The sequence below is a fragment of the Streptomyces sp. NPDC051243 genome, from assembly GCF_044455405.1.
GTDB lineage: Bacteria > Actinomycetota > Actinomycetes > Streptomycetales > Streptomycetaceae > Streptomyces.
Window position 1 is genome coordinate 17,733 of sequence record NZ_JBITES010000014.1, and the last position, 22,874, is coordinate 40,606.

A 22,874-nucleotide genomic window follows, 5' to 3' on the forward strand; every position below is an offset into this window, starting at 1 on the left:
CCCCGCGGTCAGCGTCGTCCCGTCCGCCGGGTCGATCAGAAGGAAGGCGCCGGCGACCTCACGGAAGATGTGGACGGCCTCGGACTCCAGGGCGTCCGTGCGAGAGGCTGAACCCGGTCACACCAGCCCCCGCTGCGCCGGCACCGCGTACACGGCGTCCGCGGACTCCCGGGGGGTCTGGTCCTGGGTCCTGAGGACCAGCGCCGGGTCGGCCGGCGGATCTCGTCGCCGTCGAGACCTCCAACAGTCCTCATCTCTTACCTGCGGACGACCCGACGGACGCTGGGTAAGAAACTTGAGAAGAGGCGCAGAGGAACCTGAGGCTTCCGTCAGTGGCGGATGGTGTGCCTGAGGTCACAGACCGGCGTACGTGGCTCCCGCGTCGCGCAGGCGCTCGTGCAGGCCGCGGAAGACGGCGGCCGAGCGTGCGCCCGGCCAGTCGCCCGGCAGCAGCCGGGCGGGCAGTCCGGGATCGGTGTAGGGGAGGTGGCGCCAGGAGTCGAGGGCGAGGAGGTAGTCGCGGTAGGCCTCCTCGGGCGGGGTGTCCTCGCGCCGCTCCCAGTCGTGCAGCACACGCGCGTGCCGGTCGAGGAACGCCTCGTGCTCCTTGGCGATCGCGGCCAGGTCCCACCAGCGGGCGACGGCCGCGGCGGTCGGCGCGAAGCCGAGGTGCTCGCCGCGGAAGAAGTCGACGTACTCCTCCAGCCGCAGCCGCTGCAGGGTGTGCCGGGCCTCCTCGTACAGCCGCGCCGGAGCGATCCAGACCCCGGGAGCCGCCGTGCCGAAGCCGAGCCCGGCCAGCCGGGAGCGCAGCACATGCCGCTTCTGCCGCTCCGACTCCGGCACCGAGAACACCGCGAGCACCCAGCCCTCGTCGGCGGGCGGCGCGGTGCTGTAGATGCGCTTGTCGCCGTCGTCGAGCAACTGACGGGCGTCCGGGGAGAGTTCGTACCCCGCCGCGCCCTGCGCCGTACGGGCGGGCAGCAGCAGCCCGCGCCGCTTCAGCCGCGACACCGACGAACGCACGGAGGGGGCGTCCACGCCGACCGCGGCCAGCAGTCTGATCAGCTCGGCGACCGGCACGGGGCCGGGCACATGGCGGCCGTATGCGCCGTAGAGCGTGACGATGAGAGACCGTGGTGCATGCTGGTCGGACACGTTGATCATCTTAGGTCTTACGGATCAATGCCGGTCACCCCGCGGGTGCCCGATCTCGCGCAGCCGGAACCGCTGGAGCTTGCCGGTCGCGGTGCGTGGCAGGGCGTCCAGGAAGACGATCTCGCGGGGGCATTTGTACGGCGCCAGCTCGGCCTTGACGAACGTGCGCAGCGCCTCCGCGTCCCGTCGCGCACCCTCCCTGAGCACCGCGTATGCCACCGCGACCTGGCCGCGCGCCTCGTCGGGCCGCCCCACCACCGCGGTCTCCAGCACGTCCGGGTGGCGCAGCAGCGCCTCCTCGACCTCCGGACCCGCGATGTTGTACCCGGCCGAGATGATCATGTCGTCCGCGCGGGCGACATAGCGGAAGTAGCCGTCACTCTCCCGGACGTAGGTGTCGCCGGTGATGTTCCAGCCGTGGCGCACGTATTCGCGCTGGCGGGGATCGGCGAGATAGCGGCAGCCGACGGGCCCGCGCACGGCGAGCAGCCCGGGCTCCCCGTCGGGCATTTCCCGGCCGTCCTCGTCGACCACGCGTGCCTGCCAGCCCGGTACCGGCACGCCCGTCGTTCCGGGCCTGATGTGCTCGTCGGCCGCGGAGATGAAGATGTGCAGCAACTCCGTGGCGCCTATGCCGTTGATGACGCGCAGCCCGGTCCGCTCGTGCCAGGCCTGCCAGGTGGCGGCGGGCAGGTTCTCCCCGGCGGAGACACAGCGGCGCAGGGAGGTGATGTCGTGCGAGTCGAGCTCGTCGAGCATCGCGCGGTACGCCGTCGGCGCGGTGAACAGCACGGACACCCGGTGCTCGGCGATCGCGGGCAACAGCTGCTTGGGACCGGCCTGTTCGAGCAGCAGGGCGCTGGCCCCGGCCCGCATCGGGAAGATGACGAGACCGCCGAGGCCGAAGGTGAAGCCGAGCGGGGGACTGCCGGCGAAGACATCGCCCACATGTGGTTGCAGCACATGTTCCGAGAAGGTGTCGGCTGTCGCGAGCACATCCCGGTGGAAGTGCATACAGCCCTTGGGGCGTCCGGTGGTGCCGGAGGTGAAGGCGATGAGCGCGACGTCGTCGGCCGCGGTGTCGACGGCCGGGTAGGGCACGTCGGGCGCCGGGAGACGCAGCAGATCGTCGGGGGCGTCGCCGCCGTACGCCGTGATGCGCAGGCCGGGTATCTCGGCCTTGGCCAGATCGTCGACCGCGCGGATGTCGCACAGCGCGTGCCGGACCTGGGCGATCTCACACATGGTCCGCAGCTCGTGCGACCGCTGCTGGGCCAGCACGGTGACGGCGACCGCGCCTGCCTTCAGCACCGCCAGCCAGCAGGCGGCCAGCCAGGGCGTGGTCGGGCCGCGCAGCAGCACGCGGTTGCCAGGGACCACGCCGAGGTGGTCGGTGAGCACATGTGCGAGCCGGTCGACACGAGCGCGCAGTGTGCCGTACGTCCATGTGGGGCCGGTCGGGGTGTGGAACACGGGGCGCTCGTCGTCGGGGCCGTCGAGCAGTTCGGCGGCGGCGTTGAGCCGTTCGGGGTAACGCAGCCCCGGAAGGTCGAAGCGGAGCTCGGGCCACTGGTCGGGCGGTGGCAGGTGCTCACGGGCGAAGGTGTCGACGTGCGCGGAGCGGTGCGGACCGGCCATGGCGGTTTCGCCCCCTTGCCGTGGTGGGCTGCCTTGTGGGCGTCGTGGTGGGCTCGCATGGGGAGCGTATCGTGTTGGTGACGGCAGTCAACAGGGCGCGATATCGTCGAGCTGGACCGTCGAGGAGGTCTGTCGAGAGGGCTCACCGCGGACGGCCCGCAGGGAGGTCGGCAATGCCCGCATTCTCACTCGATCCAACGCAAACCGCCTGGTGTGCCGAGCTGCGCACCCTGGCCGCCGAACGCCTGCGCCCGCTCGCGGAGAAGGGCGAACCCGGACACGTCAACCGCCCGCTGGTCGCCGAGCTCGGTCAACTTGGACTGCTGGGGCGGCTGTTCGGCTCAGGGGCGGTCGAGCTGTGCCTGATGCGGGAGTCCCTCGCGTACGCCTGCACGGAGGCGGAGACCGCGCTCGCCCTCCAGGGACTCGGCGCCCATCCGGTGCACTCCTACGGCACCCCGGCCCAGCGGGAGCGCTGGCTGCCCCGGGTGGCCGAGGGGAGCGCGGTGGCGGCCTTCGCACTGAGCGAGCCGGGAGCCGGTTCGGACGCGGCGGCGCTGGAGCTACGGGCGGAACGGGAGGCCTCGCGGCCGGGGGGACCGGCGGACACTCCGGGCGCCTCACGGCGGGGCGGGGTGGGCGGGACGCCGGGGTCCTCGTGGCCGGGCGGGCCGGGGGAGGCGCCGGTCGCCCCGCTCGCCGCCGCCCCCGACGGACCCGCCCGCTGGCGCCTCACCGGCCACAAGTGCTGGATCTCCAACGCCCCCGAAGCCGACTTCTACACCGTGTTCGCCCGCACCACCCCCGGCGCCGGTGCCCGAGGTGTCACCGCCTTCCTGGTTCCGGCCGACCGCCCCGGCCTCACCGGAGCGGGCCTGGACATGCTGTCCCCGCACCCCATCGGCACCCTCACCTTCGACGCCGTCCCCGTCACCGCCGACGACCTGCTCGGCGAGCCCGACCGCGGCTTCCGCGTCGCCATGGGCACCCTCAACCTCTTCCGGCCCAGTGTCGGCGCCTTCGCCGTGGGCATGGCCCAGGCGGCCCTGGACGCGACCCTCGCCCACACGGCCGAACGGGACGCGTTCGGCGGCAAGTTGAAAGACCTTCAGGCGGTCGCCCACCAGGTCGCCGAGATGGCCTTGCGCACGGAGGCGGCCCGCCTCATGGTGTACGCGGCGGCGACGGCGTACGACGAGCAGGCCCCCGATGTGCCGGGGCGCGCGGCGATGGCGAAGCTGCTCGCGACGGAGACGGCGCAGTATGTCGTCGATGCGGCGGTCCAGTTGCACGGTGCGCGTGCCCTGCGCCGCGGCCACCTGCTCGAGCACCTGTACCGCGAAGTGCGCGCCCCGCGTATCTACGAGGGCGCCAGCGAGGTCCAACGCGGCATCATCGCCAAGGAGTTGTACGCGAACATGGAGGCCGCCGAGTGAGTACCGAGCGCGTCAATCCGCCCGATCTCTCGCCGCCCACAGGCTTCTCCCACGCGGTGGTCGCCACCGGCTCCCGCGTGGTGTTCCTGGCCGGGCAGACCGCGCTCGACGCCGACGGGAAGGTGGTCGGGAAAACGCTGCCGGAGCAGTTCGAGCGGGCGCTCACGAACCTGCTGACCGCGCTGAAGGCGGCGGGTGGCACACCGGCCGACCTCGCCAGGGTCACCGTCTACGCCACCGATGTCGCGGCATACCGGGAACGCGCCGCCGAACTGGGCCGCATCTGGCGGCAGTCGGCGGGCCGTGACTATCCGGCGATGGCGGTCGTCGAGGTCGTGCGTCTCTGGGACGAACAGGCGATGGTGGAGCTCGACGGCTTCGCTGTGTTGCCGTAGCGCTTCACCGCTCTGCGCGCGCTGCGGTAGCGCCTCACCGCGCTGCCGTAGCGCTTCGCCGCGCTGCCACGCTGCTTGGCCGCGCTGCTGCCGTGCTTGGCCGTACGTCCGTCGATCCGGCTCACGCGGCCATCGCGAGCCGGTCGGCCGGTACCCGGTGCGGTGCGACGACGCGGCCGTCGGGGAGGAGCTCGCCGCTGTCGTCGAACACGATCGCACCGTTGCAGAGCAGGCTCCAGCCCTGCTCGGGGTGTGCGGCCACCACATGTGCGGTGAGGCTCTCGGAGGACGGGCACGAGGACTGGTGGGAACACATGGCGCACCTCCACATTGGGCGGACGAGCCGTGTATGGGTCGTCCATATGGGTAGACCATGCTCCCGCCGCGAACTCATCGGAACGGCCGGTCGTGAACCGTGACAACACGCGGACAACACTCTGACCGATCCACGAAGGTCGGGTCGGACTCGCCACCGAGTGGGTGACGGTCACGTCCGTCGGCGCGCCTGCCGGGTACGAGTGGAAGCCCCCACTCCGCTCATTCGGGAGGTCATCCCATGCATCTGCGCCCCGCTCTCGCCACCGGCGCCTTCGCCGCCCTGCTCCTGCTGGTCGCCGCCCCCTCGGCCCCCGCGAACGCCGCGGCGCCCGCCGCAGACCCCAAGGAGACCGTGACCGTCGACTCCACCGGCCGTATGTCCGCGGACGGCACCGTCACCCTGTCCGGCACCTACCGCTGCGTCGACAACGAGGGACCGGTGTTCGTGAGCTCCTCCATCGGCCAGAAGGCCGGCACCGTCCGCTACGCCATCGGCGGTACCGCCGCAGTCTGCGACGGCAAGCTGCACCGCTGGGAGAACGAGAGCAGGCCCGCACCGACCACCCTCAAGCACGGCAAGGCGGACGTCGAGGCCACCATCGTCGAACTCCACCCCGTGGGCATCCTGCCCCTGCCCCGCTTCCACGCGCTGTCGAAGGAAGAGATCTCCCTGTCGAAGCCGTAGGCGTTATCCCGCCGTACGACACCCGACACCCGACACCCGACACCCGACGCACGCGCACGACGCACGCGCACGACGCACGCGCACGACGCACGCGCACGACGCACGCGCACGACGCACGCGCACGCATACGGACTACGCACAACGCGCACCGCGCCCCTTTTCCGGCCTCCAGGTCGGGAGGGGGCGCTGCCGTGTCCCGGGACACTCCCGCGCTGCCCGACCGGCCGGCTCACGCGCGCTCCTCCGGCGGAACCGGCGCGTACGGCCGTACCACCACCGGGTCCCCGTCGGTCCGGGCCTCCAGTGCCCGCAGCACGGCCAGCATGTCCTCGCCACCTGGACCGGCCCAGTGGCCACGCTCGTGATCAGCGCCCTTTGACGGGGTGATCGTGATCGCCCGGGTGGAACAGGATGTCCGCGCGCTCACGACCGTGGCCCGCGAACTCGGGCCGCTCCTCGACGCGGCGGTGCGCGAGGACGGCTGACCGGCCGCCGCCGGCGTGATCCCGGGTGCCACGCCGAGTGTCACGCGGGGTAGGCGTGGGTCTGGGTCGCCTTCACCGCCGCCCAGACCGAGGCGCCGGTATGGAGACCGAGTTCGGCGGCGGCGACCGTGGTGAGGTCCGCGGTGAGGGTGAACGCGCCGGTCAGGGCCACGCGGATCTGGTCACCGTGGGTCTCCAGGCCGGCCACCTCGCACGGCCAGAGGTTGCGGGCGCTGGCCCCGGTGGGGCGGTCGCGGTAGAGGGTCACCGCGGCCGGGGGGAAGGTGACGAAGACCGGTCCGGTGAGGTCCTCCGTGGTCGTGATCTCCGGCCCGCCGTCCAGTCGTACGGTGTGCCCCTCGGACTGGCCCTTGTAGAGGTTCAGACCGACGAGGTGGGCGATGTAGTCCGTACGGGGATGGCGGGCGATGTGGGCCGGGGTGCCTTCCTGCACCACGTGGCCGTCCTCGATGACGACCAGGCGGTCGGCCAGGACCATGGCGTCGAGCGGGTCGTGCGTGACGAGGACCGCGACGGCCTCGAAGTCGGCCAGATGGCGCCGGAGCTGGGCGCGGACGTCGAGGCGGGTACGCGCGTCGAGCGCTGCCAGCGGTTCGTCGAGGAGCAGCAGCCGGGGGTGGGTGGCCAGCGCGCGGGCGAGGGCGACGCGCTGGGCCTGGCCTCCGGAGAGCCGGCGGGGCTTGGCGTCGGCGTGCTCGGCGAGGTCCATCCGCCGCAGCCACTCGGCGGCCCGCGCCCGTGCCTGAGCCTTGCCGGCGCCGTGGCAGCGGGGGCCGAAGGCGACGTTGTCGAGCGCGGTGAGGTGGGGGAAGAGCAGGTAGTCCTGGAAGACGACGCCGACCGGGCGGGACTCGGGCGGCGTACGGTCCAACTCGGCGCCGTCCAGGCGCAGGTGACCGCCCGTCAGTGGGACGAGCCCGGCCAGCGCGCGCAGGGCCGTGGTCTTGCCGGCGCCGTTGGGGCCGAGCAAGGCGACGACGTCACCCGGGGCGGCGATCAGGGACACGTCGAGGCGGAAACGGCCGCGGTCGACCACGAGACGGGCGTCCAGCCCCTCGTCGGCGGAACTCGGGCCGATGCCGCCCTCGGTGCCGGTGCCGGTGCCGGTGCCTGCGTCGGTACCGGCGTCGGCGTCGGCGTCGGTGTTCCGCACCCTCTCGTCGGTGTTCCGCACGTTCTTCTCGATGCCGGTCATGAGGCGGTCATCCAGCGGTCGCGCAGCCCCGCCAGGACCGCGATCGAGACGGTCAGCAGCAGCAGGCTGAGGGCGATGGCAGCCTCCGGGTCGCTCTGCAGGGCGAGGTAGACGGACAGCGGCATGGTCTGCGTACGGCCGGGGAAGTTGCCGGCGAAGGTGATGGTCGCGCCGAACTCGCCGAGCGCCCGCGCCCAGGCGAGGACGGCGCCCGCAGCGACGCCCGGCGCGATCAGCGGCAGCGTGACCCGCCGGAACGCCGTGAAGCGGGAGGCGCCGAGTGTGGTCGCGGCCTCCTCGTAGCGGGGGTCGGCGGCCCGCAGCGTGCCCTCGACGCTGATGACGAGGAACGGCAGGGCCACGAACGCCTCCGCGACCACGACCCCGGCGGTGGTGAAGGGCAGGGTGATCCCGAACCACGCGTCCAGCCACTTCCCGACGATCCCGTTGCGGCCCAGCGCCATCAGCAGCGCCACGCCCCCGACCACCGGGGGCAGCACCAGCGGCAGCGTGACCAGGGCCCGCACCAGCCCGCGTCCGGGGAACTCGACGCGCGCCAGCAGCCAGGCCAGTGGCACGCCGATCACCAGGCTCACCGCGGTGGCAGCCGTCGCGCACAGCAGGGACAGCCGCAGGGCCTGCCACACCTCGGGGCTGGTCAGCTGGTCCGGCAGGCTGTGCCAGGGGGTGCGGACCAGCAGGGCGATCAGCGGCACGATCAGGAACGCCAGGCCCACGAGCGCGGGCAGGAGCAGCGGGACGGGGACGGGACCGCGCCGGCGGGCGAGAGACGTACGGCCGCGCGGACGCCGCGGTCCGCCCGTCAGGGTGTCGGCCGCGGCGCCGGATGCGTCGGGCGGGCTCATGGCTTGAGGAACCCGGCCCCGGTCAGGACCTTCTGGCCGTCGGCGGATTGTACGAGCGCGATGAACGCCTTGGCCGCTTCGGCGTTGTCCGCCTCCTTGAGCAGGGTGATCGGGTAGTCGTTGACGGCATCGGCGGACTCGGGGAACTCCACGCCCGCCACCTTGTCACCCGCCGCCCGCACATCGGTCCGGTAGACGAGCGCGGCGTCCGCCTCCTTGAGCTCGACCTTGGTCAGGGCGGCCTTGACGTCCTGCTCGTACGACACCGGCGTGAGCTTCAGCCCGCTCGCGTCGAGGGCCTTTCGGGCGGCGGCGCCGCACGGCACCTCCTGGTCGCACAGGACGACCTTCAGGCCGGAGCCCGTGAGGTCCTTCAGGGAGTCGATCCGGTCCGGATTGCCCGGCAGGGTGGCGATCTCCAACTGGTTGCGGACGAAGGTGGCGGGCGTGCCGGAGGCGTCCCCGGCGTCCGTGACGATCTTCATCGTCTTGGGGCTGGCGGCGGCGAACACATCCGCCGGGGCGCCGCCCGTGATGCTCGCGGCCAGCGAGTCGCTGCCGCCGAAGCTGAAGGTCACCTTGGTACCTGGGTGCTCCTGCTCGAACCGCTTGCCCAGTTCCTCGAAGCTCTCCTTCAGCGAGGCGGCGGCGAAGACGGTGACATTGCCGGAGATCTCGGGGGAGCCGGACGCGGCGGGCGCGGCGTCCGACCCGGAGGAGTCCGAGTCGGAGGACGAGCAGGCGCTCAGGGCCAGCAGTGCGGCGGCGCTCGCGCCGGTCACCCGCAGCATCAGGCGGGTGCGGCGGGTCCGGCGCACGGAACGGGTCATCACGGGATCTGCCCCTTCTCGAGGACTCTCACTTGCTCACTGGGCGGGCATACGTCGAGCATACTGCCGCATATGCAAGGTGTAAGTCCCTAGTCGCTTCGTATAAGCACGCCTCAGGGTCTCGATGGTTGGTATATGCGTTTCTACAGTCACTGGGATGTCGGTTGCCGTGAAACGATCTCGCGACCTACCGTCGGGACCATGGCGGACGATGAACCCATGCGCGCGGCAAGGCTGTTGGATGCCCAGGCGAAGGCCGAGCGGCTCTTCGCGGAGATCGAGGAGCGCGGGCTCGTCGCGCCGGGGGAGGGGGAGCGGGCGGTCAGCGACCGTGTCAGGGACCTGGCGAACGAACTGTTCGGCACCACCCGGCACTGGCACAAGCGGATCGTGCGCTCGGGGCCGAACACGCTGATGCCGTACCGCGAGAACCCGCCGGACCGGGTGATCGGCGCGGACGACATCGTGTTCGCCGACTTCGGGCCGATCTTCGAGGAGTACGAGGCCGACTTCGGCCGGACCTTCGTCCTCGGCGACGACCCGGTCAAGCGGCGGCTGCGGGACGATCTGCCGAAGATCTTCGCCGCCGGGAAGCGGTTCTTCGAGAGCGACCCCGACATCACCGGCAAGCGGCTGTACGCCGAGGTCGAGCGGCTGGCCGCCGAGGCCGGGTGGGAGCTGGGCGGCTGGCATGCCGGGCACCTGGTCGGGGAGTTCCCGCACGAGTGGATCGACGGCGCCGACGTGGAGTCGTACATCGCACCCGGCAACGACACCCCGCTGCGCCGCACCGACAAGGCCGGGCGCCGCTGTCACTGGATCCTGGAGGTCCATCTCGTCGACCGGGAGCGGGAGTTCGGCGGCTTCTATGAGGAGCTGCTCACCCTCGGCTGATCGGTGGCGCCGGCTGCGCCGCCCAACTCTCCTCGTTGGCGCGGACTTCGCCGTGGGGGGGCAACGAGGCGCGACGAACGTATTGACGCCCCTGGCTCCGTGCATTTAGCGTCTGCCCGATTTCACGAACAACGTTCGACATATCGGCCGTCATCGAATGTCATCGAACGCCGTCGGACATCATGTCGTCCCGATCGAGGCACTCGCAGAAGACAGGAGTTCTCCATGGCCACGCTTCGCGCCCGGCTGTGGGCGGTACTGGTCACCGTCTGCCTGCTCCTCACCGCCCAGACCCTGGCCACGCCTCAGCGAGCCGTGGCCGCCGACCCGGGCTATCTGATGACGCACTTCATCGGAGAGGGGGCGACCGGTCAGCAGATCTACTTCTCGCACAGCACGGACGGCCTGCACTGGTCCGACCTCAACGGCGGGGGAATGACCCTGCGCTCCACGGTGGGTACCCGCGGCGTGCGTGATCCCGCTCTGGTCCGTTCCCCGAACGGCGACCGGTACTGGATCATCGCGACCGACCTGTGCATCGGCTGCGGGCAGTCCTGGGGCGACGCCATCGACAACGGCAGTCGCAACCTCGTGATCTGGGAGTCGAGGGACCTGGTCACCTGGTCGCAGCCGTGGCTGCTCAACGTCGCCGGCGCGATCCCGGACGGGCGCAACGCGTGGGCGCCGGAAGCGATCTGGAACCCGGAGACCAACGACTACGTCCTCTACTGGGCGACGAACGCGACTCTGAACGGCGTACGGAAACACCGCATCTACTACGCCCGCACCACGGACTTCCGCACCGTCACCACCCCGAGGCTCTACATCGACCGCCCCGGCACCCAGGGGATCATCGACACCCAGATCGTCGAGGTGCCGGCGGGCGTCGGAGGCCACCGCTACGTGCGAACCTCCGGCCAGATCACGATCGAAGGCGGCGACTCGATCCTCGGAACGTGGACCGAGCTGGGCAATCTCTCCGGCATCGGCCTCACCGGTTCCCAGGTCGAAGGACCCATGTGGATGAAGTTCCGCGACCGCGACGAGTGGGCCCTGTACCTCGACCAGTACGCCGCGGGGCGCGGCTACATGCCGGTCCTGACGACCGGCCCGGCCACCCCCGGCGCCTACCGGCTTCCGGGGTCGGGCACGTACGACATGGGCGGGACCAAGAAGCGGCACGGCTCGATCCTGAACCTGACGGCCGCCGAGGAGAGCCGCCTGCAGGCACGCTGGCCCGCCACCGCGGCCAACCGGCTCCAGTCGTACAACTACCAGGACCGCTACGTACGGCACGCCGACTTCGACGTACGCATCGACCCGAACGTCAGCCCCGCCGAGGACGCCCGGTTCCGGCTGCGGCCCGGCCTGGCGGGCTCCGGCACCGTCTCCTTCGAGTCGGTGAACTTCCCCGGCCACTTCCTGCGGCACGTCGGCTTCGACTTCCAACTGGCCTACGACGACGGCACCACGGCGTTCGCCGAGGACGCCACCTTCCGCCGGGTCGCCGGGCTCGCCGACTCGGGATGGTCCTCGTTCCAGTCGTACAACCACCCCGACCGGTACCTCCGCCACTACGGGTTCCGGCTGAGGCTCGACCCGATCACCACGGCGACGGGACGCGCCGACGCCACCTTCCGGGTGACGAGCTGACCCGACGCTCCGGTCACCCCGGCGGGCACTGATGTCGCTCCGCGCCCAGACGTGCGGGCGCGGAGCCTTGCGTGTGCGGCGGCAGCTGCTGCTCAGATGTCGCGGAAGGTCTCGATCTGTGCCCCGATCGAGTTCAGGCGCTCCGCGAGGTCCTCGTAACCCCGGTTGATGACATACACGTTGCGCAGCACGGACGTGCCCTCCGCCGCCATCATCGCCAGCAGCACGACCACGGCGGGGCGCAGTGCGGGCGGGCACATCATCTCGGCGGCGCGCCAGCGGGTCGGGCCCTCGACCAGGACGCGGTGCGGGTCCAGCAACTGGAGCCGGCCGCCGAGACGGTTGAGGTCGGTCAGGTAGATCGCGCGGTTGTCGTAGACCCAGTCGTGGATGAGGGTCTTGCCGGACGCGACGGCCGCGATGGCGGCGAAGAACGGGACGTTGTCGATGTTCAGGCCGGGGAACGGCATCGGGTGGATCTTGTCGATCGGCGCCTCCAGCTTGGAGGGCCGGACGGTGAGGTCCACCAGCCGCGTACGGCCGTTGTCCGCGAAGTACTCGGGCGTACGGTCGTGGTCGAGACCCATCTCCTCCAGGACCGCCAGCTCGATCTCCAGGAACTCGATGGGGACCCGACGCACCGTCAGTTCCGACTCCGTCACCACGGCCGCGGCCAGCAGGCTCATCGCCTCGACCGGGTCCTCGGAGGGGGAGTAGTCGACGTCGACGTCGATGGTCGGCACCCCGTGGACCGTCAGCGTCGTCGTGCCGATGCCCTCGACCCGGACGCCGAGCGCCTCCAGGAAGAAACACAGGTCCTGGACCATGTAGTTGGAGGACGCGTTGCGGATCACGGTGACGCCGTCGTGCCGCGCGGCGGCCAGCAACGCGTTCTCGGTCACCGTGTCGCCGCGCTCGGTCAGCACGATCGGCCGGCCCACGCGCACGGACCGGTCGACGGTGGCGTGGTACTGGCCCTCGGTCGCCGCGACGTCCAGGCCGAACCGGCGCAGCGCGATCATGTGCGGCTCGATGGTGCGCGTGCCGAGGTCGCAGCCGCCGGCGTACGGCAGCTTGAAGCGGTCCATGCGGTGCAGCAGCGGGCCCAGGAACATGATGATGGACCGCGTGCGTACGGCGGCCTCGGCGTCGATCGCCGCCATGTTCAGCTCGGCCGGCGGCACGATCTCCAGGTCCACGCCGTCGTTGATCCAACGGGTGCGCACGCCGATGGAGTTGAGCACCTCGAGCAGGCGGTAGACCTCCTCGATGCGGGCCACACGGCGCAGCACCGTGCGGCCCTTGTTGAGCAGCGAGGCGCACAGCAGGGCCACACAGGCGTTCTTGCTGGTCTTGACGTCGATGGAGCCGGACAGCCGACGTCCGCCGACGACCCTCAGATGCATCGGCCCGGCGTACCCCAGGGACACGATCTCGCTGTCCAGGGCTTCACCGATTCGGGCGATCATCTCAAGGCTGATGTTCTGGTTGCCGCGCTCGATGCGATTGACGGCGCTCTGGGAGGTGCCGAGCGCCTCGGCGAGCTGCGTCTGTGTCCAGCCACGGTGTTGCCGGGCGTCACGGATGAGCTTGCCGATGCGTACGAGGTAGTCGTCTGCCATGGGGTTGAGGTTATCTCAGATATGAGATGGCACATCCCTAGGGGGCCATTCGGGTGACAGGCCGTCAACGTCGCCTGGCGGTACGGGTGCGACGCCATCCGAAAGGTCCGGGCAAATCCACTGATGTCGTACGACGTCCGGTGCTGCTGCGGGTGTGTCGCGGGCTGTGCCCTCCGCCGGTCGTGATGGACCAGGAGCGCCGGTTGATGTTCAGCCGCACTCCCGGAAGGATCCGGAAACTCTTGCGGAACGTGAGGGGCATGGAAGCCTCCCTCCGGGTCGAGGTTTATCTCCCGATTACCCCGACTTGGCGAACTGATGGCAGAACTCGACGGGCTCCTCGAAAGTGACCGATGTCACCTGGTCGGCCGAGTGCGGTGGTGCGGCGGGAGCGACTGTGTAGTGGTGTCGGGCCACGTCTCCGTCCTCCGCTCGCAGTTCCACGACACCGGGCTCCGGACAGCACCAGGTCAGCCGGGTGACGTACTCCCCGAACCCGTTCGTCGAGCTGCTCCACCCCCGGCCGTCGGCGCGCAGCTCGAGTTCGGAACACTCCATCACGCCGTGATCGAAGGGGGCGCTGCTCCAGTGGCCGATCAGGTCGTCGTCCAGGCCGGTCCGCGGGTCGGCGGCGTCCTGCTCCGCGATCCGGAGCTGGAAGGCGGTGTCGGCCCCTCCCACGTCGACGACGCGCGTGCCGTGCATGAGCACACCCAGACCGTGCTCCTCGTCCCAGGAGCAGTCGAACTCGACGCCGACGTAGGGAATGCCGTTCCTCGCGACGGGGTGGACGTACAACGCACTGATGCCGAGGAGGTCTTCGAGTGACGGTTCCTCGCGACGCACCTCCTCGCCTTCCGGCTGAAGCGCACCGTGGTGAGCGCGCACTGCGGGCCGCAGCGCGGTGAGAAGGGCGGGCAGGTGGTCCACGACCCAGGCGGCCGACGCGATTTCGGCGTCGTCCAGGGGATGGTCCTCGCGGCCCTCGGGGGCGTAGTGCAGGGTGACCGGGTCCTCGGCGGCGGCCCAGCTGTCCGGCGGCAGCGGTACCCGCGTCGTCCACACGAACTCGTCCCTGGTGAAGTCGGCCTGTCTCACCGTGGGGAGGCCGCGTCGGCGATCAGGCGGGCGACCTGGGGAGGGGACACCCGGACGGTGTCGATGACCGTCCCCTCCCGGCTGAGCCAGGGCAGGGCCTCCCGGTATGCGGAGCGGTGGTCGAGGCGCCACTGGCGGGCCTGGGGGAACCGGGTGTTGGTCTCGCCGTCCGTCTCGATCCGCTCGGTGAGGGTGTCCGGGTCCGCGTGGAGTACGAAGTGGTGGACCGGGATGCCGTACTTGTCCAGTCCGGTGCGCATCTCCGTCCAGTACTGCTCGACCAGGACCGTCTGGGGGACGACGAGCACCCCGCCGACATAGCCGAGCAACTGCGCGGCGGTCTCCACCACCAGGTGGCGCCACGGCGGCCAGTGCTGGAAGTCGCCCAGCTGGGGGAGTTTCTCGACGTGTCTCAGCATGTAGCCGACGTACTCGGCGTCGAAGATCGCCGCGTCCGGGACGAGGTCGACCAGTTCTTTCGCCGTGGTCGTCTTGCCCGCGCCGAAGGTTCCGTTCAGCCAGATGATCACCCGGGGAGCCTAGCCACGCGGACTGATGGGCGGGCGGGAATGTCGCGAATGGGGCGAGGGGGCACGGCATGAAAAGGCCGGCTCGGCGCCCGCGGCGCCCAGCCGGCCTTCCCGGTGGTCCGTCCCCTCGCCGCCGTCAGTCCGTGCCGGACTCCATCGCGGCGCGGTCCAGCAGCGCGTCCTCCTCGGAGACCTCGCCGCGGGAGGCGATGGCCTCGGCGCCGCCCTCGGGGAGCTCCGGCATGGTGCCGATGAGGCCGGTCGCGGCCGCCTGGGAGGCGCCGACGGTGGGGCTGCCGGTGCCGATCAGGCCGAGGCCGACGTACTGCTCCAGCTTTGCGCGCGAGTCGGCGATGTCGAGGTTGCGCATGGTGAGCTGGCCGATCCGGTCGACCGGGCCGAACGCCGAGTCCTCGGTGCGCTCCATGGACAGCTTGTCCGGGTGGTACGAGAACGCCGGGCCGGTCGTGTCGAGGATCGAGTAGTCCTCGCCGCGCCGCAGCCGCAGGGTGACCTCACCGGTGATCGCCGCGCCGACCCAGCGCTGCAGCGACTCGCGGATCATCAGCGCCTGCGGGTCCAGCCAGCGGCCCTCGTACATCAACCGGCCGAGGCGGCGGCCCTCGTTGTGGTACTGGGCGAGGGTGTCCTCGTTGTGGATCGCGTTCACGAGGCGCTCGTACGCCGCGTGCAGCAGGGCCATGCCGGGCGCCTCGTAGATGCCGCGGCTCTTGGCCTCGATGATCCGGTTCTCGATCTGGTCGGACATGCCGAGGCCGTGCCGGCCGCCGATGGCGTTGGCCTCCATCACCAGGTCGACGGGGGAGGCGAACTCCTTGCCGTTGATGGTGACCGGGCGGCCCTGCTCGAAGCCGATCGTGACGTCCTCGGTCGCGATCTCGACGGACGGGTCCCAGAACCGCACACCCATGATCGGTTCGACGATCTCGATGCCGGTGTCCAGGTGCTCCAGGGTCTTGGCCTCGTGGGTGGCGCCCCAGATGTTGGCGTCGGTGGAGTAAGCCTTCTCCGTCGAGTCCCGGTAGGGCAGGTCGTGGGCGACCAGCCACTCCGACATCTCCTTGCGGCCGCCGAGCTCGGTCACGAACTTCGCGTCCAGCCAGGGCTTGTAGATCCGCAGGTTCGGGTTGGCGAGCAGGCCGTAGCGGTAGAACCGCTCGATGTCGTTGCCCTTGTACGTCGAGCCGTCGCCCCAGATCTGGACGTCGTCCTCGAGCATCGCCCGCACCAGCAGCGTGCCGGTGACGGCCCGGCCCAGCGGCGTGGTGTTGAAGTACGCCCGTCCGCCGGAACGGATGTGGAACGCGCCGCACGTCAGCGCGGCCAGTCCCTCCTCGACCAGCGCGGCACGGCAGTCGACCAGGCGCGCGATCTCCGCGCCGTACGTCTTCGCGCGGCCGGGCACCGAGGCGATGTCGGGCTCGTCGTACTGGCCGATGTCGGCGGTGTAGGTGCACGGGACGGCGCCCTTGTCGCGCATCCAGGCGACCGCGACCGAGGTGTCGAGACCGCCGGAGAAGGCGATGCCGACGCGCTCGCCGGTGGGCAGGGAGGTGAGGACCTTGGACATAGGAAGAGTATGCATGATCCCGCATGATCATGCAAAGGGGTCGTGCGGAAGCTCACGTTTCCCGGGTGTGCTCATGCGAGGACGGTGGCCCTCCGTCACATAGGGAGCGAGAACAGCCGTACTGGCCCCGAGGGCCACCGGGCGTCGTCGTGCAGGGGCGTCACCATGGTCCGCAGCGGCATGGCCGCCAGGCGGCCTTCGGGCTGTTCGACGAGTACGTCCTGGTCGAGCGGGTGCCATCCGAGGCGTTGGTAGAGCGGCACGAGGGGAGGTCGGCAGAACAGGAGTGCGTGCCGAGGGCCCATCGTGCGGGCGTGCTCCAGTGCGGCGGCGACGACGAGCCGGGCCAGGCCCTGACCTTGCATGCCGGGTGCGACGGCCACCCCGCCGACGCCCACCACCTCTGTCTCGGCGTCGCCGATCGCGACCGGCAATCGCAGCAGGCCGGCGTGCGCCACGAGCCGGCCTTCGTGCCTGATGCCGAAGTGTTCTTCTTTCGGCAGCCAGGTCAGACCGGTCGAGGCGACACCGAAGGGATCGTCGCCCTTGCCGAGGATCTCCTCCTGGTCCGCGTGCGTGTACTGGGGGAGCCGCACCACGGTCGGTGCCGCGGAGGGTCGGTTCTCAGGCATTCCCCCATGATGATCTGTCCGCCGGACACGGGCCAAGCCGTTCCGCCGACACTTGGGTGATGCCGCTCCCGGTCGGGAAGCGGAAGATCACATGCTTGACCTCGACTCCACTTGAGGTTCTACGGTCTCCGCATGACCTGCACCGACGTGCGGGCTCCGCGATCGAAGCATCAGGAGGGGACTTCCCATGACGACGGCCAGGCAGATCTCCGACGCCGAACTCGCCGGACAGCCCGCCGCCTACTGGACGGGTGTCGCCTACGAGGCGCTCATCGCGTACACCCGGGCCCGGCAGGCCGAAAAGGGCTACACCCAGCCCCAGTTCTGGCTGCTGCGCAACCTGTCGGTGAACGACATTTCGCCCGACGGGGAGGGAATGACCCTGCCCGAGTTGCAGTCGGCCATGGCCTCCTACATCCGGCCCGAGGACGACCTGTCGGCGGAGGCCGAGGTGCTCGTGGAGCGCGGCTGGCTGACTCGGGACACCGAGGGGCGGCTGTGGCTCACCGAGGAGGGGGAGCGGGCCCGCGTCGACCTCGCGCGCAACGCCCCCGCGATCCGCGCCGCCCTCCACGAGGGGATCGACGACGCGGACTACGTCACCACGGTGAAGGTGCTCCAGCGGCTGATCCGCAATGCGGGCGGGGCGACCGTCTGACGTGCCGAGAGCCGACACGGCGCCCCAACATCCCCCGGCGCGCCCCCGTACGCGACCAGGTCCACTGGCAGCGAAGCCGAAACGACGGGGTTCGTCGTCAAACGCCTGGATTGGATGGCAGCGGTCAGCGAGGGCGGGCATGACCATCCCGGCCCCATGTACTAGAGTTATCTCGACATCGAGATATCTGCCGAAGGTGCACCGCAGCCGCCACCCCCGGTAAGGGTTACCTAACTTAGCCTTACCTTAGCGGATCGGCCAAGATGCCGTGGCGGCAGGATCGTGGTGAGTACGCGCACATCAATGAAGGAGACTGTCGTGTCGGCGAACAGCTTCGACGCCCGCAGCACGCTGCAGGTGGGCGACGAGTCGTACGAGATCTTCCGGCTGGACAAGGTCGAGGGCTCCGCGCGCCTCCCCTACAGCCTGAAGGTGCTGCTGGAGAACCTCCTCCGCACCGAGGACGGCGCGAACATCACCGCCGACCACATCCGCGCCCTCGGCGGCTGGGACTCCCAGGCCCAGCCGTCGCAGGAGATCCAGTTCACGCCGGCCCGCGTGATCATGCAGGACTTCACCGGTGTTCCGTGTGTCGTGGACCTCGCGACCATGCGTGAGGCCGTGAAGGAGCTCGGCGGCGACCCCGCGAAGATCAACCCGCTGGCCCCGGCCGAGCTGGTCATCGACCACTCCGTCATCGCCGACAAGTTCGGCACCAACGAGGCCTTCGCACAGAACGTCGAGCTGGAGTACGGCCGCAACAAGGAGCGCTACCAGTTCCTGCGCTGGGGCCAGACCGCCTTCGACGAGTTCAAGGTCGTCCCGCCGGGCACCGGCATCGTCCACCAGGTGAACATCGAGCACCTCGCGCGTACGGTCATGGTCCGAGGCGGCCAGGCCTACCCCGACACCCTCGTCGGCACCGACTCGCACACCACCATGGTCAACGGCCTCGGCGTCCTCGGCTGGGGCGTCGGCGGCATCGAGGCCGAGGCCGCGATGCTCGGCCAGCCGGTCTCCATGCTCATCCCGCGCGTCGTCGGCTTCAAGCTGACCGGTGAGCTCACCCCGGGCACCACCGCCACCGACCTCGTGCTGACCATCACCGAGATGCTCCGCAAGCACGGTGTCGTCGGCAAGTTCGTCGAGTTCTACGGCGAGGGCGTGGCCGCCACCTCGCTCGCCAACCGCGCCACCATCGGCAACATGTCGCCGGAGTTCGGCTCCACCGCCGCGATCTTCCCGATCGACGGCGAGACCCTGAACTACCTGCGTCTGACCGGCCGCAGCGCCCAGCAGGTCGCGCTCGTCGAGGCGTACGCCAAGGAGCAGGGCCTCTGGCTGGACCCGAAGGCCGAGCCGGACTTCTCCGAGAAGCTGGAGCTCGACCTGTCGACGGTCGTCCCGTCGATCGCCGGCCCGAAGCGCCCGCAGGACCGCATCGTCCTCGCGAACGCCGCCGAGCAGTTCAAGCTGGACGTCCGCAACTACGTCGACGTCGTCGACGAGGCGGGCCAGGAGTCCTTCCCGGCCTCCGACGCCCCGGCCGTCGCCCCGAACGGCGCCCCGTCCAACCCGGTCACCGTGACCGCCCCCGACGGCTCGACGTACGAGATCGACCACGGTGCCGTGACGGTCGCGGCCATCACCTCCTGCACCAACACCTCCAACCCGTACGTCATGGTCGCCGCCGCGCTGGTGGCCAAGAAGGCGGTCGAGAAGGGCCTGACCCGCAAGCCGTGGGTCAAGACCACCCTCGCCCCGGGTTCGAAGGTCGTCACCGACTACTTCGACAAGGCGGGCCTGACCCCGTACCTGGACAAGGTCGGCTTCAACCTGGTCGGTTACGGCTGCACCACCTGCATCGGCAACTCCGGCCCGCTGCCGGAGGAGGTCTCCAAGGCCGTCAACGACCACGACCTCGCGGTCACCTCGGTCCTCTCCGGCAACCGGAACTTCGAGGGCCGTATCAACCCCGACGTCAAGATGAACTACCTGGCCTCCCCGCCGCTGGTCGTCGCGTACGCCATCGCGGGCTCCATGAAGGTGGACATCACGCGCGACGCCCTGGGCACCGACCAGGACGGCAACCCGGTCTACCTGACCGACATCTGGCCGACCGAGGCCGAGGTCAACGACGTCGTGGCGAACGCCATCGGCGAGGACATGTTCAACAAGTCCTACTCCGACGTCTTCGCGGGCGACCTGCAGTGGCAGTCCCTCCCCGTCCCGACCGGCAACACCTTCGAGTGGGACGCCGAGTCGACGTACGTCCGCAAGCCCCCGTACTTCGAGGGCATGGGCATGGACCCGGAGCCGGTCTCCGACATCTCCGGCGCCCGCGTCCTCGCCAAGCTGGGCGACTCGGTCACCACCGACCACATCTCGCCCGCCGGTGCCATCAAGGCCGACACCCCGGCCGGCAAGTACCTCACCGAGCACGGTGTGGAGCGTCGTGACTTCAACTCCTACGGCTCGCGCCGAGGCAACCACGAGGTCATGATCCGCGGCACGTTCGCCAACATCCGCCTGCGCAACCAGATCGCGCCGGGCACCGAGGGCGGCTACACCCGCGACTTCACCCAGCCCGACGGCCCGGTGTCGTTCATCTACGACGCCTCCCGCAACTACATCGAGCAGGGCATCCCGCTGGTCGTCCTGGCCGGCAAGGAGTACGGCTCCGGCTCGTCCCGCGACTGGGCCGCCAAGGGCACCGCGCTGCTCGGCGTCAAGGCCGTCATCGCCGAGTCGTACGAGCGCATCCACCGCTCCAACCTCATCGGCATGGGCGTCCTCCCGCTGCAGTTCCCGGAGGGCGCCTCGGCCGAGTCCCTCGGTCTGACCGGTGAGGAGACCTTCTCCTTCACGGGTGTCGAGGAGCTCAACAACGGCACCACGCCGCGCACGGTCAAGGTCACCACCGACACGGGCGTCGAGTTCGACGCGGTCGTCCGCATCGACACCCCCGGTGAGGCCGACTACTACCGCAACGGCGGCATCATGCAGTACGTGCTGCGCAGCCTGATCCGGAAGTAGTTCCGAACAGCACGGCAGCCGAGACAGCACGGCAGTCGAGGGCCGCATCCCCGGGTACGGGGGTGCGGCCCTTCGCCATGCTCGTGGCGCCGCAGGTCATCACCCACCCTCAGGTGGAACACAGGCTTCCCCAAGCGGGCGGGGACAGGATCGAGACATGAACGGCACACCCGGGTCCGGAAGATGACCGCCCTGCCGCGTCCGCGGTTGCGCACGCACTCGATGGGCACCCGCCTGCTCCTGTTCCTCGGTGCCACCCTTGCCGTCGCGTGCGCGGCGATGGCGCTCACCACCGCCCTTGCCCAGCGCGCCTATCTCATGGGCGGCCTGGACGACCGGGTCACCAACGCCGCCGAGCGCAGCCTGGACGGGGCAGGGCGGCATCCGCAGGACGAGGACAGCCTGTCCTTCCTCACCGACAACGGCCATCCCGCCGGCATGCTCGCCGCTCGCCTCGACGCCGACGGGGACATCGTCTCCGCCGCGACGGTCGGCGAGGACGCCCCTCCCCGGCACCTCACCGCCGCCCAGCGCGCCGCCCTGGCGGACATCGCCACCGACGGCTCCCGGCACACCCGGACCGTGCCCGGCCTCGGCACCTACCGGGTCACCGCCCTCGACAGCGACGGCGTCCGCGTCCTCACCGGGCTGCCGATGGACGACGTCCAGCACATGATCAGCGACCTGGCCGCGGTCGAGGCGGTCGTCGCGGGCGCAGGTTTGGTGGCGGCCGGGTCCCTGTGCGTGGTCGTCATACGACGGCAGCTGCGTCCCCTCGGCCGGCTCGCCGCCACCGCCGTGGCGATCTCCCGCGCACCGCTGGACCGCGGCGAGGTCACCGGCCTGCCCCGCGTCCCCGCTCGGCACACCCACCCCGGCAGTGAGGCCGGCCAAGTGGGCGCCGCGCTCAACCGGATGATCGACCACGTCGAGTCCTCCCACACGGCACGCCGGCGCACCGAGGAACGCATGCGGCGCTTCCTCGCCGACGCCAGCCATGAACTGCGCACCCCGCTCGCGTCGATCGCCGGCTACGCGGAGCTGATGAACCGCGGCACCGACAGGATCCAGCCGGTGCTCGCCTGGCGCCGCGTCTCCGCCGAGTCGGCGCGGATGACGGGCCTGGTGGAGGACCTGCTCCTGCTGGCCCGTCTCGACGAGGGACGCCCCCTGCACACCACCGAGGTGGACGTCTCGGCGCTGGTCGCCGAGGCGGTGCGGGACGCGCGGGCCACGGGCACCCGCCACGACTGGCAGCTCGAACTCCGCCTGGACACGGTGCCGTTGGTCTCCGGCGACGAGGCGAGACTGCGGCAGGTGGTGGCCAAACTGCTGGCCAACGCCCGTGTGCACACACCCGCGGGGACGACGGTCGCGGCCACCGTGGAGGCGCGGGACACCCGCCGCGTCGTCCTGCGCATCCGGGACGACGGCCCCGGCATCCCGCCCGACCTGCTGCCCACGGTCTTCGACCGCTTCACCCGCGCCGACACCTCCCGCGCGCGCGGCGGCCCGCACGACGGCGGATCCGGGCTCGGCCTCGCCATCGTGGCCGCGATCGTGTCCGCACACGGCGGCAGTGTCGAGGTGCGGAGCGAGCCGGGCCGTACGGAGTTCAGGATCGAACTGCCTTCGCTGGAGGCCGCGCCAGCCGCCGAGCCCCTGTCCGTGGACACGCCGTCGGGCCCGTCCGCTCCGGCACCGCATCATTCCGCCGATGTCGGCCGGACCATGAGCGAGCGCAGGACACCGGCTGCCGGTCAGCCCAGGAGCGCGGCCGTGAAGGCCCTCCTGTGATCCGCCAGCCACTCCCGCAGGCGATCCCACCGCTCCCAGCCACCCCGCTCGGCCGGCGCCCGGGCGTAGCCCGGATCACCGTCGGCCACCCGGCGCGCCATGAAGGCACGCCAGGCCCCCGTGGCCTGCTCGATGACACCGGGCAACTCGGCGCGGTCCCGCGGGCAGAGACCGTAGCCGTCGGCGAGGACCCGCAGCCTCGCGGGTGCGTCCAGGCGGGCGGGGGCTCCAAGTGCTTGACCTGGTCGAAGGTCCATCCGTCGGCCGGCGGGAACATCCAGGTTTCCTCAGTGGCCGGTCCCCGCTGGGATGTGGTCATCACTGCTCCCATGGACG

At 70.7% G+C, this 22,874-nt stretch carries 20 protein-coding genes and 2 pseudogenes; 9 read left to right on the top strand and 13 right to left on the bottom strand.

Going from position 1 to position 22,874, the window contains the following annotated elements; genetic code table 11:
- Positions 1-354: 354 nt before the first annotated feature.
- Both ACIBAG_RS32095 and ACIBAG_RS32100 read right to left on the bottom strand, forming a co-directional pair.
- Entirely contained in the window at positions 355-1,167 is an 813-nt protein-coding gene (locus ACIBAG_RS32095) for a PaaX family transcriptional regulator C-terminal domain-containing protein (protein WP_399109888.1), read from the bottom strand.
- A gap of 15 nt (positions 1,168-1,182) precedes the next feature.
- Positions 1,183-2,796 carry an AMP-binding protein gene (locus ACIBAG_RS32100; protein WP_399109890.1) on the bottom strand — a complete coding sequence of 538 codons (1,614 nt, stop codon included), beginning with the start codon at positions 2,794-2,796 and terminating at the stop codon, positions 1,183-1,185.
- Positions 2,797-2,969: 173 nt separating this feature from the next.
- Here ACIBAG_RS32100 and ACIBAG_RS32105 point away from each other — a divergent pair, with 173 nt between their 5' ends.
- Positions 2,970-4,232, top strand: coding sequence for an acyl-CoA dehydrogenase family protein (locus ACIBAG_RS32105; RefSeq protein ID WP_399109891.1), 1,263 nt, complete (start codon positions 2,970-2,972; stop codon positions 4,230-4,232).
- Positions 4,229-4,627, top strand: coding sequence for a RidA family protein (locus tag ACIBAG_RS32110; RefSeq protein WP_399109893.1), 399 nt, complete (start codon positions 4,229-4,231; stop codon positions 4,625-4,627). Before ACIBAG_RS32105 ends, ACIBAG_RS32110 begins: the two co-directional genes overlap by 4 nt.
- Before the next feature lie 121 nt (positions 4,628-4,748).
- On the opposite strand, the gene ACIBAG_RS32115 is transcribed toward ACIBAG_RS32110, so the two are convergent.
- Complete coding sequence (locus tag ACIBAG_RS32115; protein ID WP_399109894.1) at positions 4,749-4,943, bottom strand: DUF5999 family protein; 195 nt, start codon at positions 4,941-4,943, stop codon at positions 4,749-4,751.
- A gap of 240 nt (positions 4,944-5,183) precedes the next feature.
- Between ACIBAG_RS32115 and ACIBAG_RS32120 the strand changes: the two genes are divergently transcribed.
- Entirely contained in the window at positions 5,184-5,630 is a 447-nt protein-coding gene (locus ACIBAG_RS32120; RefSeq protein ID WP_399109896.1) for a DUF6299 family protein, read from the top strand.
- Between the two features lie 343 nt (positions 5,631-5,973).
- Positions 5,974-6,115, top strand: a pseudogene (locus tag ACIBAG_RS32125) (TetR/AcrR family transcriptional regulator); the annotation flags it as partial.
- 40 nt (positions 6,116-6,155) lie between these two features.
- Here the strand turns inward: ACIBAG_RS32125 and ACIBAG_RS32130 are convergent.
- Genes ACIBAG_RS32130 through modA form a run of 3 tightly spaced genes read right to left on the bottom strand, consistent with a single transcriptional unit; the run spans position 6,156 to position 9,027 of the window.
- Positions 6,156-7,331, bottom strand: a complete 1,176-nt coding sequence (locus ACIBAG_RS32130) for an ABC transporter ATP-binding protein (protein WP_399109898.1) — start codon at positions 7,329-7,331, stop codon at positions 6,156-6,158.
- The gene (locus ACIBAG_RS32135; RefSeq protein ID WP_399109900.1) at positions 7,328-8,197 is read right to left on the bottom strand and encodes an ABC transporter permease; all 870 of its coding nucleotides are present in this window, start codon (positions 8,195-8,197) and stop codon (positions 7,328-7,330) included. The genes ACIBAG_RS32130 and ACIBAG_RS32135 overlap by 4 nt, the downstream gene beginning before the upstream one ends.
- A complete protein-coding gene (gene modA / locus ACIBAG_RS32140) occupies positions 8,194-9,027 on the bottom strand; it encodes a molybdate ABC transporter substrate-binding protein (protein ID WP_399109901.1) in 834 nt (277 codons plus the stop codon). Before modA ends, ACIBAG_RS32135 begins: the two co-directional genes overlap by 4 nt.
- Positions 9,028-9,228: 201 nt before the next feature.
- On the opposite strand from modA, the gene ACIBAG_RS32145 reads away from it, so the two are divergent.
- Positions 9,229-9,921 carry a M24 family metallopeptidase gene (locus ACIBAG_RS32145; RefSeq protein ID WP_399109903.1) on the top strand — a complete coding sequence of 231 codons (693 nt, stop codon included), beginning with the start codon at positions 9,229-9,231 and terminating at the stop codon, positions 9,919-9,921.
- Between the two features lie 225 nt (positions 9,922-10,146).
- Positions 10,147-11,574 carry a glycoside hydrolase family 43 protein gene (locus tag ACIBAG_RS32150; RefSeq protein ID WP_399109905.1) on the top strand — a complete coding sequence of 476 codons (1,428 nt, stop codon included), beginning with the start codon at positions 10,147-10,149 and terminating at the stop codon, positions 11,572-11,574.
- Positions 11,575-11,666: 92 nt separating this feature from the next.
- On the opposite strand, the gene ACIBAG_RS32155 is transcribed toward ACIBAG_RS32150, so the two are convergent.
- From ACIBAG_RS32155 to ACIBAG_RS32180, 6 genes are all read right to left on the bottom strand, one after another.
- Positions 11,667-13,196, bottom strand: coding sequence for a helix-turn-helix domain-containing protein (locus tag ACIBAG_RS32155; RefSeq protein WP_399109906.1), 1,530 nt, complete (start codon positions 13,194-13,196; stop codon positions 11,667-11,669).
- Positions 13,197-13,260: 64 nt separating this feature from the next.
- Complete coding sequence (locus tag ACIBAG_RS32160; protein WP_399109908.1) at positions 13,261-13,458, bottom strand: DUF4236 domain-containing protein; 198 nt, start codon at positions 13,456-13,458, stop codon at positions 13,261-13,263.
- 35 nt (positions 13,459-13,493) lie between these two features.
- Positions 13,494-14,294, bottom strand: coding sequence for a DUF6985 domain-containing protein (locus tag ACIBAG_RS32165; protein WP_399109909.1), 801 nt, complete (start codon positions 14,292-14,294; stop codon positions 13,494-13,496).
- A complete protein-coding gene (locus tag ACIBAG_RS32170) occupies positions 14,291-14,824 on the bottom strand; it encodes an AAA family ATPase (protein ID WP_399109911.1) in 534 nt (177 codons plus the stop codon). The genes ACIBAG_RS32165 and ACIBAG_RS32170 overlap by 4 nt, the downstream gene beginning before the upstream one ends.
- Before the next feature lie 136 nt (positions 14,825-14,960).
- On the bottom strand, positions 14,961-16,415 hold the full coding sequence (gene argG, locus ACIBAG_RS32175) for an argininosuccinate synthase (RefSeq protein WP_399109913.1): 1,455 nt from the start codon (positions 16,413-16,415) through the stop codon (positions 14,961-14,963).
- Positions 16,416-16,510: 95 nt separating this feature from the next.
- Complete coding sequence (locus tag ACIBAG_RS32180) at positions 16,511-17,047, bottom strand: GNAT family N-acetyltransferase (RefSeq protein ID WP_399109915.1); 537 nt, start codon at positions 17,045-17,047, stop codon at positions 16,511-16,513.
- Positions 17,048-17,234: 187 nt separating this feature from the next.
- On the opposite strand from ACIBAG_RS32180, the gene ACIBAG_RS32185 reads away from it, so the two are divergent.
- From ACIBAG_RS32185 to ACIBAG_RS32195, 3 genes are all read left to right on the top strand, one after another.
- Positions 17,235-17,705 carry a MarR family transcriptional regulator gene (locus tag ACIBAG_RS32185; protein WP_399109917.1) on the top strand — a complete coding sequence of 157 codons (471 nt, stop codon included), beginning with the start codon at positions 17,235-17,237 and terminating at the stop codon, positions 17,703-17,705.
- 318 nt (positions 17,706-18,023) lie between these two features.
- Complete coding sequence (gene acnA / locus ACIBAG_RS32190) at positions 18,024-20,741, top strand: aconitate hydratase AcnA (RefSeq protein WP_399109919.1); 2,718 nt, start codon at positions 18,024-18,026, stop codon at positions 20,739-20,741.
- Between the two features lie 183 nt (positions 20,742-20,924).
- On the top strand, positions 20,925-22,538 hold the full coding sequence (locus tag ACIBAG_RS32195; protein ID WP_399109921.1) for an ATP-binding protein: 1,614 nt from the start codon (positions 20,925-20,927) through the stop codon (positions 22,536-22,538).
- On the opposite strand, the pseudogene ACIBAG_RS32200 reads toward ACIBAG_RS32195, so the two are convergent.
- Positions 22,502-22,762, bottom strand: a pseudogene (locus tag ACIBAG_RS32200) (aminoglycoside phosphotransferase family protein); the annotation flags it as partial. The gene ACIBAG_RS32195 and the pseudogene ACIBAG_RS32200 overlap by 37 nt on opposite strands.
- Positions 22,763-22,874: the final 112 nt, after the last annotated feature.